A 16,592-nucleotide genomic window follows, 5' to 3' on the forward strand; every position below is an offset into this window, starting at 1 on the left:
TGCGAGGCTGAAGGCCATCAGCAGTGCCAGCCCCATGTCGTCCCACCGCACCCGAGGATCCGAAGCCCATGAGCCCCGCCGATGGTGACCGTGAACCCCAGCGCATCCTGATCGTCGACGACGAGCCGGCCGTGCGCGAAGCACTTCAGCGCAGCCTCGCCTTCGAGGGTTACGACACCGAGGTCGCGGTGGACGGCGCCGACGCGCTGGAGAAGGCGACGGCGTACCAGCCCGACCTGGTCGTCCTCGACATCCAGATGCCGCGCATGGACGGCCTGACCGCGGCGCGCCGCATGCGGGGTGCGGGCACGACGACGCCGATCCTGATGCTGACCGCCCGGGACACGGTCGGGGACCGCGTGACGGGGCTCGACGCCGGCGCGGACGACTACCTGGTCAAGCCCTTCGAACTGGACGAACTCTTCGCCCGCGTCCGTGCGTTGCTGCGGCGCAGCTCGTACGCGGCGGCGGCCGTGGCGGGTACGGTCCCGGAGGACGAGGCGCTGACCTTCGCCGACCTCCGCATGGACCTCGCGACGCGGGAGGTCACCCGTTCCGGACGCCAGGTGGAGCTGACCCGCACGGAGTTCACCCTCCTGGAGATGTTCATGGCGCACCCGCGCCAGGTCCTCACCCGCGAGCAGATCCTGAAGGCGGTCTGGGGCTTCGACTTCGAGCCGTCGTCGAATTCCCTGGACGTGTACGTCATGTACTTGCGCCGCAAGACGGAGGCGGGCGGCGAGCCGCGTCTCGTCCACACGGTGCGGGGTGTCGGCTACGTGCTCCGACAGGGCGGCGCGGAGTGAGGAAGGTTCTGCGCCGTTTCCAGACGCTGCCGATCCGTTCCCGGCTGGCGATGCTGGTGGCGGCGGCGGTGGCGTTCGCGGTGGCGGCGGTTTCGGTGACGTGTTGGTTCATCGTGCAGGGGAAGCTGTACGAGCAGCTCGACAGCGACCTGACGAAGGGGAAGGGGCCCGGGGGCCAGATCCAGCAGGCCCAGCTCGCCCTCCTCAACTGCAGCAAGACGGCGCAGAACAACAACGGTTTCTTCCGGAACACCTACTCCCAGGTGGTCACGGAGAACGGCAAGGTCTGCATCACCGACGACTCCATCGGCACGGTCAAGGTCACCCAGTCCGACAAGGACGCGATCAAGTCGGGGAACGTCCAGCGGGTCTACTTCCGCAACGGCACCGCCGACGACGGCAGCGAAGTGCGTGTGATGACGCGCTATCTGGCCCCCACGACCAACAACTCCACGGGGGAGGCCGGCCCCAACATCGGAATCGTCGTCGCCGTCCCCCTGAAGAGCACCCAGAACACCCTCAACGACCTCGCCCTGATCCTTCTCCTCGTCTCCGGCATCGGAGTCCTGGGCGCCGGAGCCGCCGGGCTCTTCGTCGCCCGCGCGGGTCTCCGTCCCGTCGACAAGCTCACCGAGGCCGTCGAACACGTGGCCCGCACGGAGGATCTCGGCATCCGCATCCCCGTCGAGGACGACGCCGAGGACGAGATCGCGCGCCTCTCCCGTTCCTTCAACTCGATGACCTCGTCGCTCGCCAGCTCCCGTGAACTCCAGCAGCAGCTCATCGCCGACGCAGGCCACGAACTCCGCACCCCCCTGACCTCCCTCCGTACCAACATCGAACTCCTCACCCGCAGCGAGGAGACCGGCCGCCCCATCCCCCCGGCGGACCGCAAGGCGCTCCTCGCCTCCGTGAAGGCCCAGATGACCGAACTGGCGTCCCTGATCGGCGACTTGCAGGAGCTGTCCCGCTCGGAGGGCCAGCGCGGCGAACGCGTCCAGGTGGTCTCCCTCCAGGACACCGTCGAGGCGGCCCTCCGCCGGGCCCGCCTCCGCGGCCCCGAGCTGACGATCAACGCCGACCTCCAGCCCTGGTTCGTACGGGCGGAGCCCTCCGCCCTTGAGCGGGCGATCGTCAACATCCTCGACAACGCCGTGAAGTTCAGCCCCGACGGCGGCACGATCGAGGTCCAGCTCGACCACGGCACCCTCACCGTCCGCGACCACGGCCCCGGCATCCCCGCCGACGAACTCCCCCACGTCTTCGACCGCTTCTGGCGCTCCCCGTCAGCGCGCGCCCTCCCCGGCTCGGGCCTCGGCCTGTCGATCGTGGCGCGCACGGTGGAACAGGCCGGCGGCGAGGTCACCCTGTCCCGCCCCACCGGCGGCGGCACGATGGCGACGGTACGACTGCCGGGAGCGCCCACCGCTCCGCCGGAGACGCAGCCCGCATGACATAGGAATTCCCTATAGCGCCTGCTGCAATTTCGTCTTTGCCTCTCTTTCTTTCCCGTACGTACCGTGAAACGGACAACGGCGAGATCGAGAGGAACGGTGGCATGGCCACGATCGAGAATGAACTGAAGGGAAAGCGGGCCCTCGTCACGGGAGGTTCTCGCGGAATCGGCGCGGCCGTCGTGCGGCAACTCCTGGACGCGGGCGCCGAGGTGATCACGACCGCCAGGTCGGCCACGAGCACGGCGCCGGAGGGGGCCGGCTTCGTGACTGCCGACGTCCGGACCCGGGCCGGCGCGGAGGCGCTCGCCGCGGCCGTGCGGGAGAGGCTCGGCGGGGTGGACATCCTGGTCCACAACGCGGGTGGGGCGCGGCCGTACAAGGACGCCTCGGCCATCCCCGACGAGGAGTGGCAGGACGCGCTGGAGCTGAACTACCTGGCCTCGGTGCGACTGGACTCGCTGCTGGCGCCCGGGATGCGGGAACGGCGTACCGGGATGATCGTGCACATCTCATCGGCCGCGGTCCTCACCCCGATGGGACCGTTCCTGCACTACACGGCGGCGAAGGCGGCACTGGAGAACTACAGCCGGGGACTGGCCCTGGAGCTGGCCCCGTTCGGGATCCGGGTCAACACCGTGAGTCCCGGCCGGGTCGCCACGCCCGGCGGCGAGGAGACGCGGGAGGAGTGGGCGCGTCTGAGCGAGGGCCCGGCCCGGGTCAACGCCGACGACACCACCCCGCTGGGGCGCGACGGCAGGTCCGAGGACATCGCCGACGCGGTGCTGTTCCTCGCCTCCGAGCGGGCCGGATGGCTGACCGGGAGCAATATCGTCGTGGACGGCGGTGAATTCCCCCGGGGCTGACGCCGGAGGAACAGCAATTCATAGTGGTCCGCAGGAGTTCAAAGGACTTCAGCGGCTTCCGGCGAGAGGAATTCCGGCTCCGGCCAGGTTTCCCTGCGCAGGAGTTCGAGCAGCGCCGTCTCCCCCGGGCCTGCGGCGGGCCGGACCACGGCGATGACGGGCTGGGACACGACCGGGAACACCGGGCGGACGAGGTGCTCGTGCCCCGGGGGCACCGCGGAGGCCGGGACGAGCGTGACCCCCAGCCCGTGGGCGGCCCAGCGCACGGCCGTGGCCGTCTGGGAGACGCGGGCGGCAGTGATCGGGGTCAGGTCGTTGTCCCGCAGAACGTTCAGCAGCACGCCGTCGAGCGCACTGTCCCGGTCGAACCTCACCCACGGCTCCCCGTCCAGTTCGCGCAGCTCGACCCGGTCCGCGGCGAGCCGCGGGTGCCCGGCGCCCAGTACCACGACGAACTCCTCGTCGCCGAGGTGGTGGGCGTCGGCCGGGCTGCGCTTGCAGGCCGCCATCAGGGCGAGATCCGTCACGCCCCGGCGGCACAGCCGCTCCAGCTCGGCGGAGCTCTGTTCCTCGAAGACGGTGACCTCGACGCGTGGGAAGCGGCGCCGCAGCGCACCCAGCGCGCCCGGCAACTGCCGGGTACCGAAGCCCAGTTGCGCCGCGACCACCAGCTCGCCCACCAGATCGTCGGCACCGGCCCGCGCCGTCGCCCGCGCCCGCCGCGCCGCGCTCACCGCGAGCTCCGCCTCCCGCAGGAACGCCCGGCCGACCACGGTGGGAACGAGTCCGGTCGGCGTGCGGGCGAAGAGTTCCACGCCGAGTTCCCGCTCCAGGCCGCGGATCTGCTGGGACACCGAGGGCTGAGCGACGCGCAGCCGCTCCGCCGCCGCCGTCACCGAGCCCTCCTCGGCGACGGCCAGGGCGTACTCGAACTGGCGAAGGCTCATCGGCTCCCGTCCCCTCCACTCCACGAGGGCGAGCCCCCCGTTGTCATCGCTGTGACAGCAAGCAACCCCCGTCCGCCGGTGGAGATTCCCGTCGTCACGGCAACCTTTCCGTCCCCTGTGACGACCCCACACCGGTCCCTGTCACCCGCACGGAACGGAAGCCCCCTCCCATGGCCCAGCACAGACGGCGTCGTACCGCCCTCGTGATCGCCATCCCCGTCGCCCTCGCGGCCACCTCGGCCGCCGCCTACGGGTTGCTCCCCGGCTCGCAGTCCAAGGCCTCCGCCGCGACCGCGCCCGCCTGGGCCACGGCCGGTGCGGACGGGTTCGCCTCCGTCAACGCCCTGGGGCAGAACGGGACTTACGGCGGCAGGGACGGGAAGACGGTCACCGTCAAGACGCTCGCCGATCTGGAGAAGTACGCGACGGCCGCCGAGCCGTACGTCATCGTCGTGGCCGCGACCATCAACATGGATCCCGTCGGCAAGGAGATCAAGGTCCAGTCCGACAAGACCATCATCGGCTCCGGGACCGCCGGGCAGATCGTCGCCGGCGGGTTCTTCCTCGGGCAGGGCGTCCACAACGTCATCATCCGGAACCTGACGATCCGGGATGCCTACCAGGGCACGTGGAACGACAAGGAGCACGACTACGACGGCATCCAGATGGACGGCGCGCATCACGTCTGGATCGACCACAACGACATCCGGCACATGGCCGACGGGCTCATCGACAGCCGCAAGGACACCACCTACCTGACCGTCTCCTGGAACAAGCTCAGCCAGGAGAACAAGGCCTTCGGCATCGGCTGGACCACCAACGTGACCTCGGACATCACGATCCACCACAACTGGATCCGCGAGACCGAGCAGCGCAACCCGTCCACGGACAACGTCGCCCACGCCCACCTCTACAACAACTACCTGGAGGACGAGGCCGGGACCGACATCAAGTCCTCCTACGGCAACTACTCCCGCGGCAAGACCAACATGCTGCTGGAGAACTCGTACTTCCAGGGCATCAACAACCCGGTGATCAGGGACAGTACGGCGACGCTCGTGCAGAAGGGGAACGTCTTCTCGGGGACGAGCGGGCGGAACGAGAGCGGGGGCAGCGGGGCCTCCTGGGATCCGAAGAGCTACTACCCGTACACCCTCGACAAGGCCGCCGACGTGCCCGCGCTGCTCAAGTCCGGTGCGGGGCCGCGTACTTCGCTCGGTACCACGGCCAACACGACCTCCGCCGCCGCTACCACCCTCACCGTCGCCCAGGACGGGTCCGGGCAGTACACGACCGTGCAGGCCGCCGTGAACGCCGTGCCGGTCGACAACCCCTCCCGGGTTGTCATCTCGGTCAAGCCGGGCACGTACCGCGAGCTGGTCAAGGTCCCCGCCAACAAGCCGCACGTCACCATCCAGGGCGCGGGTGGCAGCCGTAAGGACACGACGATCGTGTACGACAACGCGGCCGGGACGCGGAAGCCGGACGGGTCGGGCACCTACGGCACCCCGGGCAGCGCCACCGTCTCGGTCCTGTCGGACGACTCCCAGGTGCGCAACCTCACCGTCACCAACGACTTCGACGAGTCCAGGCACCAGGACATCGCCAACCAGGCGGTCGCGCTGCTGACCCAGGCGGACCGGATCGTGCTCGACGGGGTCATCGTCAACGGCGATCAGGACACCCTGGAGCTGGAGACCGCCGCCAAGGACAAGCCCGGCCGGGTCTACATCAACAACTCCTACGTCACCGGGAACGTCGACTTCGTCTTCGGCCGGGCGACGGTCGTGGTCGACAAGTCCGTCATCACGCTGAAGAAGCGCTGGAACGGCACGTCCGCCGGGTACGTCACCGCGCCGAGCACCCCGGCCGGCCGCAAGGGCATCCTGATCAACCGGTCCACGATCGGCGGTGACGTCTCCGCGGCCTCCTTCTTCCTCGGCCGCAACTGGCACCCCGGCGGCGACACCACGGTCGACCCGCAGACCACCGTCCGCAACAGCACCCTCGGCGCGGCGATCAGGTCAACTCCCTGGTCGGACATGGGCGGCTTCAGCTGGAAGGACGACCGGTTCGCCGAGTACCGGAACACCGGCGCCGGGTCGGGCGCGGCGAGCAGCAACCGGCCGCAGCTGACCGACGCCCAGGCCGCGGACCAGGAGGTCGCGGACTGGCTGGGCGACTGGACGCCGTCGGCCTCCTGAGCCCACAGCCGGCGGTCGTACCATCGCTCGCACACACGTCGGGGAGGGCGGGGCGATGGACGCGCACGGGGGCATGACCGAGCGGGAGTACCGCAAGCGGCGAAGACTGCCGGGGCCGGTGGTCGGGCTGCTGGCGGTGCTCTGCCTCAACACCCTCATCCAGACCGGCCGCACCCACTACACCAGCCGCGACAAGTGGTCCACGGTGGTGTTCCTGGTGGTGATGGCGGCGGCCGTCGCACGGATCCTCCTGGAGCAGTACCGCTCCCGCACCCGCGTCACGAGCACCGGCGTCACCGCGCAGTGGGCCGTGCGCTCGCGCTCCTGGACCTGGCAGCAGGTGTACGACATCCGGGTCGAGCCCGCCCCGCGCGGCTCGGGCCGGATGGCTCCCCAATGGCTCGCGTACGTCTACGACTTCGAGGGCCGTCGCTTCCTGCTCCCGCACCTCAACGACTGGCAGCTCGACGACCCCTACGCCGAGGTCTCCGACCTCTGCCTGGCCGCCGACCCGAACCGCAGCCTCACCTGGGAACGCCGCCCGAAGGTCGAGGCCCTCATCGTGCGCCGGGCCGCCCGGCGCCGGGCGTGGACCTGGGCCGCCTACGGCGCGCTCGTGATGCTGGCGGCCATGTTCGTGGTCGACGTCTGGGAGATCGTCACCGGCCGCCCCGAGCACCCGTTCCTGCTGTTCGTGTGCGTGCCGCTGGCCTCCTTCGCGCTGCTGGGCGCACTCCTTGACTGGCGCTGGAAGTCCCTGGTCCCAGCTCAGCCATAAGCGGCTGCCAGCCCTGGCACAGGCGGCCGTCACACCTTGTTCAGATGGCGCGGAAGACAACGGTTCTGCTGGCCGACGACGACGAGGCCGTACGGGAGGGGATCGGGCGACTGCTCCGGTTCGAGGGGTACGACACGCTCCTCGCCGGGGACGGGCGTGCCGCCCTCGATCTGCTCGGGGTGCCCGAGGAGGAGCCCGACCTCGTGCTGATGGACGTCACCATGCCGGGCCTCGACGGGCTGGCCGCCACCCGGCGGATCCGGGCCTCCGGGTCCACCGTGCCGATCCTGATGATCACCGGGCGGGACGCGGTGGGCGACCGGATCGTCGCGCTCGACAACGGCGCCGACGGGTATCTCATGAAGCCGTTCGCCGCCGAGGAACTCCTCGCGCGCGTACGGGCGTTGCTGCGCCGAGTGCCCCGGCAGCCCACCCAGTCCGCGCCCGACCACCGGCTCCGCTTCCAGGACCTCGCCCTGGATCCGCGCACCCGCACGGTCACCCGCGAGGACCGCCCGCTCGACCTCACCAAGACCGAGTACGCCCTGCTGGAGTACCTGCTCCGGCATGCGGGCAAGGTGCTCAGCCGCGGGCAGATCCTGCACGACGTGTGGGGCTTCGAGTTCGAGCCGACCTCCAACACCCTCGACGTGTACGTCATGTACCTGCGACGAAAAATGGAGAGCCGCGGCGAACCGCGGCTCATCCAGACCGTGCGAGGACTCGGCTACACCCTGAGGGCTACCAACTGAGCCCTACCACCTGAGGATCATCGTCTCGTCCACCGTCGGCGGTACGTCCGCCACCGCGTCCGGCAGCGGCTGGGCGAGCTGCGCGTAGGCGCCCTGCCGGGCGAGCAGCTCCTTGTGGGTGCCCGACTCGACGAGGCGTCCGCGGTGCACGACCAGGATCCGGTCCGCGTCCGGCGCGAGGCTCAGATCGTGGGTGATCATGATCGTCGTACGGCCCGCCATCAGCTTCCGCAGCGGCGTCACCACCTGGCGGGCGGCCACCGCGTCCAGGCCCGCGGTCGGCTCGTCGAGGACGAGGACCGGTGCGGCCCGCAGCATCGCGCGGGCGATGGCGACGCGCTGGAGCTGGCCGCCGGACAGGGCGGCCGTGCCGGGGGCGATGTGGGTGTCGTAACCCTCGGGCAGTGCGGTGATGAAGTTGTGCGCCGCCGCCTCCGTCGCCGCCCGCACGATCTCCTCCTCGCTCGCGCCGGGGCGGCCGCAGGCGATGTTCTCGCGGATCGTGCCGTTGAGGATGAGGGTCTCCTGCGGGAGCAGCGCCACGTTCTCGCGCAGGAACTCCAGGGGCACGTCGATGAGCGGGACGCCGTCGAGGGTGATCGTGCCCTGCGCGGGGTCGTAGAAGCGGGGGATGAGCTTGGCGAGGGTGGACTTGCCGGCGCCGCTGGAGCCGGTGACGATCACCAGCTCGCCGGGGCCCGCGGTGAAGGTCACGTCACGCAGGGAGGCGCGGCGGGACTCGGGGTAGCGGAAGGAGACGTCGTGGAAGGCGACCCAGCCGCGCACGGGCCACTGGGCGACCGGTTCGGCGGGGTCGGTGACGGCCGGCTCCGCGTCCAGGATCTCGTTCAGGCGCTGGGCGCCCGCGGTGGCCGCGGTGAGGGTGAGGCCGAGCTGGCCGAGGCTGCGGACCGGCGGGTAGAGGTAGCCGATGAAGGCGGCGAAGGCGAGGAGCTGGCCGAGGGTCATCCGGCCGGCCGAGATCTCCCAGACGCCGAGACCGATCACCGCGAGCACGCACAGCGTCTCGACGACCTCGACGAACTGCTCGTACATCTCGCTCAGTCGGGCGCCCCGGACGGACGCCTTCATCCACGCGCGGGCCTCGCGGTCGAGCCGCTTCTCCTCGTCCGCGCGGCGGTTGTACGCCTGGGTCAGCACGATGTTGCCGAGCGACTCCTCGACCACGGAGGTGATCGCGCCGTCGGCGACCCGCTCGTCCTGCGAGGCCGTGCGGATGCGGCCGGAGAACCGGCGGGCGGCCAGCAGGAAGAGGGGGGCCAGGACGAAGGTGGCGAGGGCCAGGTCCCAGCGGAGGTAGAGGGCGGCGGCCGAGTAGAAGACCGCCGAGAAGGCGGCGGAGACGGCGCCGACCACGCCGGAGACGACCATCTGCTCGATGGCCTCGACGTCACCGGTCAGCCGCTCCACCAGGTCGCCCTGGCGGTGCTTCTGGAAGAAGTGCGGGGGCAGGTCCTGGACGTGCCGGAAGACCTTCGCCCGTAGCCGCAGGACGAATCTCTCCGCGGTCCAGGTGGCGAGCGAGTTGCCGAAGTAGCCGACGAGCGCGCCGAGCACGGCAACGCCCAGCCAGGCGCCGGCCGGGCCCCAGAACGCGGTGATCGAACCGGCCTCCAGGGCGTTGTCGGTGAGCTGCGCGAACAGCAGGATCGAGGCGGTCTCGGCGAGCGCGGACACCACCACGCACGCGACGATCGCGGCCAGCCACTTGCGGTCACCGCGGGTCAGCGGCCAGAACCGGCGGAAGGCCTCACGGACCTCTCTCATGATCAACTCCCTTCGGGACTACGGGCACGGCGGTACGGGGGGTACTACATGGCCGGGCGGGGCCACCGGCGCGAGCTCGCTCGCTAACCGGTGGCCCCGCCGCACGGTCGTCAGCCCTGGTGGCCGACGGGGCGGCGCTTCGGGGCCTTCTTCGGCGCGGGCTTGGCGGCGCGCTTGGCGGCCGGCGCGGCCTTCTTGCAGTCGTTCTTCTTGACCGGGGCGATCTTCTTGAAGCTCATGTCTGTTTCCCTCTTCACTACTGTTCTGCAACAGTCCTTCTACCGATCTGCTGCAAGTGCCTGTGAATTACGTGGATAAGTTCTGCGTCAGTTCTTGTGCTCGACCGGGCGCCGCTTCGGAGCGGCCTTCTTCGGCGCGTGCTTCTTGGGCGCGGGAGCGGGCTTGCGGGTCTTCTTGACGGGGACGATCTTGTGGAAGCTCATGATTTATTTCCCTCCCTGAGTTCTTTATGGATGACTTACTTGTGGCCGACGGGCCGACGCTTCGGGGCCGGGGCGGCCTTCTTGACCGGCTTCTTCTTCGGGGCCGGGGCGGGCTTGTGGGCCTTCTTGACCGGGGCGATCTTGTGGAAGCTCATCGGGCTCTCCTTCGTTTCGGTGTCGTCCGCGCCGTTCGCTTTCGACATGGAAAACACTACGGCATTTCCGAAGCCGGAAAAGCCAAATTGCCTTAGACGTCAATAAGGATCGATGTGGGTTGCCTCTGAATTTAAACTGCTACACGGACCCTGGAACTGAAACCGCGCTCACACAGAACTTACGGAAAAAGAGACGGCCGCCGGTCGATGACCGGCGGCCGTCCAGGGGTGGTGGGAGATCACGTCTCCGTGCGGTACATCAGGTCCGTCTCGTACGTGGTGAAGCCGAGCCGCTCGTACACGGACACCGCGGCCTTGTTGTCGGCGTCGACGTACAGCATCGCCGTCGGCAGGCCCTGCGCCTCCAGGTGCCGCAGCCCGATCGTGGTGAGCGCCTTGCCGAGCCCGCCGCCCTGCACGCCGGGCCGCACGCCGAGGACGTACACCTCGCCCAAGCGCTCCGCCGCGTGCACCTTCGTCCAGTGGAAGCCGACGAGTTCCTCGCCGCGGAAGGCGAGGAAGAAGCCGGCCGGGTCGAACCAGGGCTCGGCCTTGCGGGCGTCCAGGTCCCGCTGGGTCAGCGAGCCCTGTTCGGGGTGGTGGGCGAACGCGGCCGCGTTCACCGCGAGCCAGGCCGCGTCGTCCTGCCCGGGCTCGAAGGTCCGCACCGTCACGTCCAGCGGCAGCACCGGCTCGGACAGGTTGAGGCCCGCCAACGGCCGCCGCATCTGCCGCAGTTCACGGAAGAGGGTGAGCCCGAGGACCTGCGCGAGGTGCCGGGCGGCGGAGTGGCCGCCGTGGGCCCACACCCGCAGCCGCTTGCCGGAGGCGGCGAGCAGGGCCGAGCCCAGCGCCCGCCCGTGGCCGTGTCCGCGGTGCGCGGGGTGGACGACCAGCTCGGCGGCCGGCGCCTCCACCGGGTCGGTGTCCTCCAGCTGCGCGTAGCCGACGAGTTCATCGCCGGCCGTGAGCAGCAGATGGGAGACGCCCTCGCGCTCGCCGTCCCGCAGTTGCAGCCGGCCCTGCTCGGACACCGCCTGCTGGCCGTCGTTCTTCGCGGCCTCCGCCAGCAGGGCGAGCACGGCCTCGGTCTGCCCGGGAGAGAGCGCGGAAAGGGTCTCGATGGAGCGGGTCCGGCCCGCGGGGGCGGTGTCGTCGCTGGTCATGCGTACGAGGGTAAGCGGGCCGGCCGACAAAGTGGGGGTGCGCGGCAAACCGAGCGGAAAGGCAAAGCAGAGGGCAAAGGGAAACCAGGATGTAACCAAGAACCCCCTGTCGCGCTACGCGCGTTGACCCTAGGCTGCGCCGGACGGGGCCATGTCACTCAGCAGACCCACAGCGGGGCTGCACAGCCACAGGGGGGCGTATGCCAGCCACCACCCAGCCGTACCCGCGCCGCAGACGGACGTACCGACTGCTGGCCGCGGCCGCCACGCTCGCCACCGCCGGTGCCCTCGCGGCCGCGCTGCCGGCCGACGCGCACGAGACGAAGGGCGGCGGGCATCTGCCGAGCCGCTACCAGGACGTCCAGCTGCTGTCCTTCAACGACCTGCACGGCAACCTGGAGCCGCCGTCGGGTTCCTCGGGCCGGGTCACCGAGCTGCAGGCGGACGGTACGACGAAGACAATCGACGCCGGTGGTGTCGAGTACCTCGCGACGCATCTGCGCGAGGCCCGCAAGGGCAACCCGTACTCCATCACCGCGGCGGGCGGCGACATGGTCGGCGCCTCCCCGCTGATCTCGGGCCTCTTCCACGACGAGCCCACCATCGAGGCGCTGAACGACCTCGACCTGGACGTCACCTCGGTCGGCAACCACGAGTTCGACGAGGGCGCCAAGGAGCTGGCCCGCCTCCAGAACGGCGGCTGCCACCCGACGGCCGGCTGCTACACGGACGAGGAGTTCGAGGGCGCGGACTTCCCCTACCTGGCCGCCAACGTCCTCGACGAGAAGACCAACAGGCCGATCCTCAAGCCGTACTGGGTCTGGAAGAAGAAGGACGTCAAGGTCGGCTTCATCGGCGTGACGCTGGAGGACACCCCGGGTGTCGTCTCCGCCGAGGGCGTCAAGGGCCTGAAGTTCAAGGACGAGGTCGAGACGATCAACAAGTACGCCAAGGTGCTCCAGCGCCAGGGCGTGAAGTCGATCGTGGCCCTCATCCACGAGGGCGGTCTGCCGGCCTCGGGCTCGTACAACTACGACTGCGACTCCGGGAGCGCGGGCAGCGGCATCTCCGGCCCGATCGTGGACATCGCGAAGAACATCTCGCCGTCGGTCGACGCGCTGGTCACCGGCCACACGCACGCCGCGTACGTCTGCACGATCCCGGACCCGGCGGGCCAGCCGCGCATGGTGACGTCGGCGGCCTCCTTCGGCCGCCTCTACACGGACACCACGCTGACGTACGACCGCTTCACCGGTGACATCGCGCGTACGTCCGTGAAGTCGGCGAACCACGTGGTCACCCGGACCGTCGCCAAGGCGCCGGACCTGACCGAGCTGATCGCCAAGTGGAACACCCTCGCGGCTCCCATCGGCAACCGCGCGATCGGCTACATCTCAGCGGACGTCCCCAGCACCGGCACCGAGTCCCCGATGGGCGACCTCATCGCCGACGCGCAACTGGCGTACGGCAAGGGGCTGGACGCGGAGACCGACCTCGCGCTGATGAACCCGGGCGGTGTGCGGGCGGGTCTCACCTACGCGGCCAAGGGCACCGAGGGCGACGGCGTGGTCACCTACGCCGAGGGCTTCACGGTCCAGCCGTTCTCCAACACGGTGAACCTCCAGGACTTCACCGGCGCGCAACTCATCCAGGTCCTGAAGGAGCAGGTCAGCGGCACGAACGCGGCCTCCCCGAAGATCCTCCAGCCCTCGTCGAACCTCTCCTACACGCTGGACCTGACGAAGTCGGGCGCGGACCGCGTCATCACGGACTCCATCAGGCTGGGCGGCACCGCGATCGACCCGGCCGCCACCTACCGCATCGCGACGAACAGCTTCCTCGCGGGCGGCGGCGACGGCTTCACGACCCTGGGCCAGGGCACGAACGACCTGGTCGGCACGGACGACCTGACGGCACTGGAGCAGTACCTGACGGCGAACTCATCGGCAACGAACCCGCTCGCACCACCGACGGCGAACCGGATCACGGTCGTTCAGTAGGTAGTTCACGGGAAGCGCGAGAGCCTGTGGCCGGAGTTCGGCCACAGGCTCACGTGGTTTCAGCTGTCAGGCGTCAGGCGTCAACCATCAGGGCTCCGGCGCCGGATGAGCCGCGATGACGGCGCAAGCGTCTCCGCCGTACCGGCTCTCCCAGACACGCGGCCCACAGCACCAGCGCCGCCGCCAGTACCATCCCCCACCGTTCGTGCGCCGCCTCCCACCTCTTGTCCGGCGGGAAGACGAACAGGGCCCAGCGGCCCGGGAGCAGGAGCGGGCCGACGACGGCCGTGAAGAGCAGGGCCGCCGCCACCGAGGGGCCCGGTCGGGGCTCGTCCGTCAGGCGTACCGCCAGGGCCCCCGCCGCGAGCGCCAGGGCGCAGGTCGTGCCGGCCTCCAGGGTGACCGCGCCCACCGGAGGGCGCAGGTCGGACGGGACGAGCAGGACGGTCGCCGTCCACCACAGTGCGGTGACCGGGGTGACCAGGGCGACCCGGAGCACGGTGCGCACGGGGCGCCGGGTCGGCACCGCGGCGGTGGTGTGGCGGGCCGGGTCGTCGAGGAGGAAGGTCAGGCCCAGGGCGTAGGCGAGGGCGGCGGTGCGGAGCAGGGTGAGCGTGGACCAGCCGGCGAGCGAGTCGCTGTAGAGCCGCATCATTCCCGCGAGCACCAAGCCGAGCCCACCGCCCGCCGCGAGCGCCCGCCACGGCAGGGTGCGCCAGACGGGGAGCGTCAACTCCCTTATCAAGCCCCGCACTTCGCCACCTCCGCACGCGAGCCGCGGCACCGCTCGACGCCGGGCCACACGCCCCGTCGGCTCCCCCTCAGTCGCACTTGTCCGCCTCCTTCGGTGCCGTGACCCCCAGCAGCTCCGCCACCCGCGCGCTGGTCACCTTCGGTGCCGTCAGCTCCGCCCAGTGGGCCTTCACCTTCGCGGCCACGGACTCCTGCGGCTTGCCCAGCAGTTCGCGTACGACGTCCGTCTGGCCGGCCGTCATCTGGAGCGGGTCGGTCGGGGACAGCACGATCGCCGAGCCCGTCACGCTGTCGTCCAGGCGGACGTTGCGCAGGGACTGCATCGGGTCGGGCTGCCAGGCCAGGGCCAGCCACATCGTCGTCACCATGCGGCCGTCGCACATCGCGCTCGTCGCCTTCTCGTTGCCCGCGACGAGGACCGAGGAGACCGCGGCCGAGAACTCGGGGACGCGGTTGCCGCCCCAGCTGGTGCCGACCGTGACCTGGTACGGGTTGGTCGACTGGGCGATCGCGCCGTCGGAGGCGAGTCCGTCCGTGGCGTAGACGCGCTGGCGGACGATGAGCGGCTGGGTGTGCGCCCTGCCGCCGGCCAGGGACTGGACGTGCCGCACGACCGAGGCCCAGGTGGCCGTCCGCGGCTGCCATTCCGGGAAGGCGCAGTACGTCGAGCCGTCCCGGTTCACGCAGGTCTGCTGCTTGTCGGGGTTGTTGGTGGCCGCCGCGCGGGCGACGACCGTGTCGGCCGGGAGCCCGGAGGTCTGGGCCACCCCGCCCGTGATCGCCAGCGCCAGCGCCCCGGCGACCGCGCCCTTGAGCACCCAGCTGCGGCCGCCCCCGGCGACGACGGCGAGCAGCGCCGCCGTAAGGCCGAGGCCCAGCAGGTACAGCGCGTGCCAGCCGGCCGGGCGGCCCATCAGGTCGGACGGGATGGAGCCGCTGCCCATCTCGTCCACCACCGGCGCCAGCCAGCGCGTGCCCCGCTCGCCGTTCCCCGTCGGGAACGCCCCGGCGAAGAACAGGAAGAAGAACAGCACGATCGTCAGCGGCGCCGCGAAGCCCGAGCGGATCAGCCGGGCGAGCAGCACCCCGATCGCGCCGAACAGCAGCACGATCAGCGGCCCCACCAGCAGCTCGGCCACCGAACCGGTCCCGACGGCGCCCGGCTTGAGCGCCTCCCAGCCGAACTGCCCCGCCACGCCCACCGCGACGAGCAGCACGACCGGTACGACGGACAGCACATGGGCCGCCGTACGCCGCCAGGGCGCGAGCACCAGGACCGCGAAGTGCCGTTCCGTGTCGTGCCGGTGCGAGCGCAGCACCGCGTGGTTGGCGCACAGCATCACCGCGAGGCCGACCAGGAGCGGGCCACTCTGGGTGGCGCGGTCGGCGTTCTGCAGGGCCGGGAAGCCGTCCTCGAACTTCGGTGTGCGCCACACCATCCAGGCGACGTAGGCCGCGAAGGCGAGCAGCATCGGTATGCGGGTCAGCAGCCGCCGTGTCTCGAACAGCGCCAGGTCGAGCATCGCCGACGTGGACCCGCCGGACCGTGCCGTCCGCTCCACCGCGGGCGTTTCCTCCAGTACCGCGCTCATGCCGCCACCTCCGCACCGGCGTCGGCGCCGGCGCCGTCCAGGGTGAGCAAGTAGCCGTCCTCCAGGGTGGGTTCGGCGAGGTCCGCGCCCGCGGGCGGGTTGCCGACGTTGCGGAAGGAGCCGGTGCCGGTGCGCCAGCCCGCCTTCGCGTCCGGGTCGCGTTCGGCGCTGTTCCAGACGCGTCCGGCGGCGCGGGCGGTGAGCTCGGCGGGGGTGCCGTCGAAGCGGATGGCGCCGCCCGCCATCACCAGCACGCGGTGGCAGAGCATCGCCACGTCCTCGGTCTGGTGGGTGGAGAGGAGCACGGTCCGCCCCTCACCGGCCTGCGCGATCAACTCCCGGAAGCGCATGCGCTGTTCGGGGTCCAGACCGACCGTCGGCTCGTCCAGGACCAGGAACCCCGGGTCGCCGACCAGCGCGGCGGCCAGCGCGACCCGCTGCCGCATACCGCCGGAGAGCTTCTTGATCCGCTTGCCGCGTACGTCGGCGAGGTCGACCTGGTCGAGGACGCGCCGCACCTCGCGGTGCCGGGCGCCCCGGTCGGTCAGCTCCTTGAGGATCGCCACGTAGTCGACGAACTCGAAGGCCGTGAAGTCCGGGTGGAACCCGGGGGTCTGGGGCAGATAGCCGAGCTGCCGCCGCACCTCCTGCCGGCCGGCCCCCGTGCCCGGGTCATGGCCCAGCACGGTGAACGAGCCGCCGTCGGCGGGCACGGCGGTGGCCAGGACCCGCAACAGGGTCGTCTTTCCGGCCCCGTTGGGGCCGAGCAGGCCGGTGACGCCCGGTGTCAGCCGCAGCGACACGTCGTCGAGGGCGCGGGTCGCGCCGTAGCGCAGACTCAGCCCGGAGGCGGAAACGGTGGGTGTCATGCGGTACTCCCCCAAGGAT

14 protein-coding genes are annotated in these 16,592 nt (G+C 70.7%); 7 read left to right on the plus strand and 7 right to left on the minus strand.

Annotated elements, in window-relative coordinates:
• Positions 1-68: 68 nt before the first annotated feature.
• The 3 genes from ACQEWB_RS22890 to ACQEWB_RS22900 all read left to right on the plus strand — a co-directional run bounded on the left by ACQEWB_RS22890 (position 69) and on the right by ACQEWB_RS22900 (position 3,126).
• Entirely contained in the window at positions 69-806 is a 738-nt protein-coding gene (locus tag ACQEWB_RS22890; RefSeq protein ID WP_432833897.1) for a response regulator transcription factor, read from the plus strand.
• Positions 803-2,260: a HAMP domain-containing sensor histidine kinase gene (locus ACQEWB_RS22895; protein ID WP_432833899.1), complete on the plus strand. Its 1,458-nt coding sequence runs from the start codon at positions 803-805 to the stop codon at positions 2,258-2,260. The genes ACQEWB_RS22890 and ACQEWB_RS22895 overlap by 4 nt, the downstream gene beginning before the upstream one ends.
• 104 nt (positions 2,261-2,364) lie before the next feature.
• Positions 2,365-3,126: an SDR family oxidoreductase gene (locus ACQEWB_RS22900; protein ID WP_432833901.1), complete on the plus strand. Its 762-nt coding sequence runs from the start codon at positions 2,365-2,367 to the stop codon at positions 3,124-3,126.
• A gap of 38 nt (positions 3,127-3,164) precedes the next feature.
• Here the strand turns inward: ACQEWB_RS22900 and ACQEWB_RS22905 are convergent, their stop codons facing one another.
• Positions 3,165-4,073, minus strand: coding sequence for a LysR family transcriptional regulator (locus ACQEWB_RS22905; RefSeq protein WP_432833903.1), 909 nt, complete (start codon positions 4,071-4,073; stop codon positions 3,165-3,167).
• A 170-nt stretch (positions 4,074-4,243) separates the two neighbouring features.
• On the opposite strand from ACQEWB_RS22905, the gene ACQEWB_RS22910 reads away from it, so the two are divergent.
• The 3 genes from ACQEWB_RS22910 to ACQEWB_RS22920 are packed head-to-tail and all read left to right on the plus strand — an operon-like array spanning position 4,244 to position 7,807.
• Positions 4,244-6,277: a pectinesterase family protein gene (locus tag ACQEWB_RS22910; RefSeq protein ID WP_432833905.1), complete on the plus strand. Its 2,034-nt coding sequence runs from the start codon at positions 4,244-4,246 to the stop codon at positions 6,275-6,277.
• Positions 6,278-6,332: 55 nt separating this feature from the next.
• Positions 6,333-7,055: a PH domain-containing protein gene (locus ACQEWB_RS22915; RefSeq protein WP_432833907.1), complete on the plus strand. Its 723-nt coding sequence runs from the start codon at positions 6,333-6,335 to the stop codon at positions 7,053-7,055.
• Between the two features lie 44 nt (positions 7,056-7,099).
• Positions 7,100-7,807, plus strand: a complete 708-nt coding sequence (locus ACQEWB_RS22920) for a response regulator transcription factor (RefSeq protein ID WP_432833909.1) — start codon at positions 7,100-7,102, stop codon at positions 7,805-7,807.
• A gap of 3 nt (positions 7,808-7,810) precedes the next feature.
• Here the strand turns inward: ACQEWB_RS22920 and ACQEWB_RS22925 are convergent, their stop codons facing one another.
• The 3 genes from ACQEWB_RS22925 to mshD all read right to left on the minus strand — a co-directional run bounded on the left by ACQEWB_RS22925 (position 7,811) and on the right by mshD (position 11,359).
• Positions 7,811-9,595 carry an ABC transporter ATP-binding protein gene (locus ACQEWB_RS22925; RefSeq protein WP_432833911.1) on the minus strand — a complete coding sequence of 595 codons (1,785 nt, stop codon included), beginning with the start codon at positions 9,593-9,595 and terminating at the stop codon, positions 7,811-7,813.
• Positions 9,596-9,705: 110 nt separating this feature from the next.
• A complete protein-coding gene (locus tag ACQEWB_RS22930; protein ID WP_278196046.1) occupies positions 9,706-9,834 on the minus strand; it encodes a hypothetical protein in 129 nt (42 codons plus the stop codon).
• Between the two features lie 598 nt (positions 9,835-10,432).
• Positions 10,433-11,359: a mycothiol synthase gene (gene mshD / locus ACQEWB_RS22935; RefSeq protein WP_432833914.1), complete on the minus strand. Its 927-nt coding sequence runs from the start codon at positions 11,357-11,359 to the stop codon at positions 10,433-10,435.
• 200 nt (positions 11,360-11,559) lie between these two features.
• Between mshD and ACQEWB_RS22940 the strand changes: the two genes are divergently transcribed.
• Positions 11,560-13,359 carry a bifunctional metallophosphatase/5'-nucleotidase gene (locus ACQEWB_RS22940; RefSeq protein ID WP_432833916.1) on the plus strand — a complete coding sequence of 600 codons (1,800 nt, stop codon included), beginning with the start codon at positions 11,560-11,562 and terminating at the stop codon, positions 13,357-13,359.
• Between the two features lie 73 nt (positions 13,360-13,432).
• Here ACQEWB_RS22940 and ACQEWB_RS22945 read toward each other — a convergent pair whose 3' ends face one another.
• The 3 genes from ACQEWB_RS22945 to ACQEWB_RS22955 all read right to left on the minus strand — a co-directional run bounded on the left by ACQEWB_RS22945 (position 13,433) and on the right by ACQEWB_RS22955 (position 16,573).
• A complete protein-coding gene (locus tag ACQEWB_RS22945) occupies positions 13,433-14,113 on the minus strand; it encodes an ABC transporter (RefSeq protein WP_432833918.1) in 681 nt (226 codons plus the stop codon).
• Positions 14,114-14,180: 67 nt separating this feature from the next.
• The gene (locus tag ACQEWB_RS22950) at positions 14,181-15,704 is read right to left on the minus strand and encodes an ABC transporter permease (protein WP_432833920.1); all 1,524 of its coding nucleotides are present in this window, start codon (positions 15,702-15,704) and stop codon (positions 14,181-14,183) included.
• Positions 15,701-16,573: an ABC transporter ATP-binding protein gene (locus ACQEWB_RS22955; RefSeq protein ID WP_432833922.1), complete on the minus strand. Its 873-nt coding sequence runs from the start codon at positions 16,571-16,573 to the stop codon at positions 15,701-15,703. The genes ACQEWB_RS22950 and ACQEWB_RS22955 overlap by 4 nt, the downstream gene beginning before the upstream one ends.
• Positions 16,574-16,592 lie beyond the last annotated feature (19 nt).

Origin of the sequence: Streptomyces sp. CA-249302, assembly GCF_050936785.1 — a bacterium.
GTDB lineage: Bacteria > Actinomycetota > Actinomycetes > Streptomycetales > Streptomycetaceae > Streptomyces.

Bases quoted from the DNA above. Each gene is read 5' to 3' on its own strand.
- ACQEWB_RS22890 (WP_432833897.1), top strand. From the start codon at position 69: ATGAGCCCCGCCGATGGTGACCGTGAACCCCAGCGCATCCTGATCGTC.
- ACQEWB_RS22930 (WP_278196046.1), bottom strand. From the start codon at position 9,834: ATGAGCTTCAAGAAGATCGCCCCGGTCAAGAAGAACGACTGCAAGAAG.
- ACQEWB_RS22940 (WP_432833916.1), top strand. From the start codon at position 11,560: ATGCCAGCCACCACCCAGCCGTACCCGCGCCGCAGACGGACGTACCGA.
- ACQEWB_RS22910 (WP_432833905.1), top strand. From the start codon at position 4,244: ATGGCCCAGCACAGACGGCGTCGTACCGCCCTCGTGATCGCCATCCCC.
- ACQEWB_RS22950 (WP_432833920.1), bottom strand. From the start codon at position 15,704: ATGAGCGCGGTACTGGAGGAAACGCCCGCGGTGGAGCGGACGGCACGG.
- ACQEWB_RS22920 (WP_432833909.1), top strand. From the start codon at position 7,100: ATGGCGCGGAAGACAACGGTTCTGCTGGCCGACGACGACGAGGCCGTA.
- ACQEWB_RS22905 (WP_432833903.1), bottom strand. From the start codon at position 4,073: ATGAGCCTTCGCCAGTTCGAGTACGCCCTGGCCGTCGCCGAGGAGGGC.
- mshD (WP_432833914.1), bottom strand. From the start codon at position 11,359: ATGACCAGCGACGACACCGCCCCCGCGGGCCGGACCCGCTCCATCGAG.
- ACQEWB_RS22915 (WP_432833907.1), top strand. From the start codon at position 6,333: ATGGACGCGCACGGGGGCATGACCGAGCGGGAGTACCGCAAGCGGCGA.
- ACQEWB_RS22925 (WP_432833911.1), bottom strand. From the start codon at position 9,595: ATGAGAGAGGTCCGTGAGGCCTTCCGCCGGTTCTGGCCGCTGACCCGC.
- ACQEWB_RS22955 (WP_432833922.1), bottom strand. From the start codon at position 16,573: ATGACACCCACCGTTTCCGCCTCCGGGCTGAGTCTGCGCTACGGCGCG.
- ACQEWB_RS22900 (WP_432833901.1), top strand. From the start codon at position 2,365: ATGGCCACGATCGAGAATGAACTGAAGGGAAAGCGGGCCCTCGTCACG.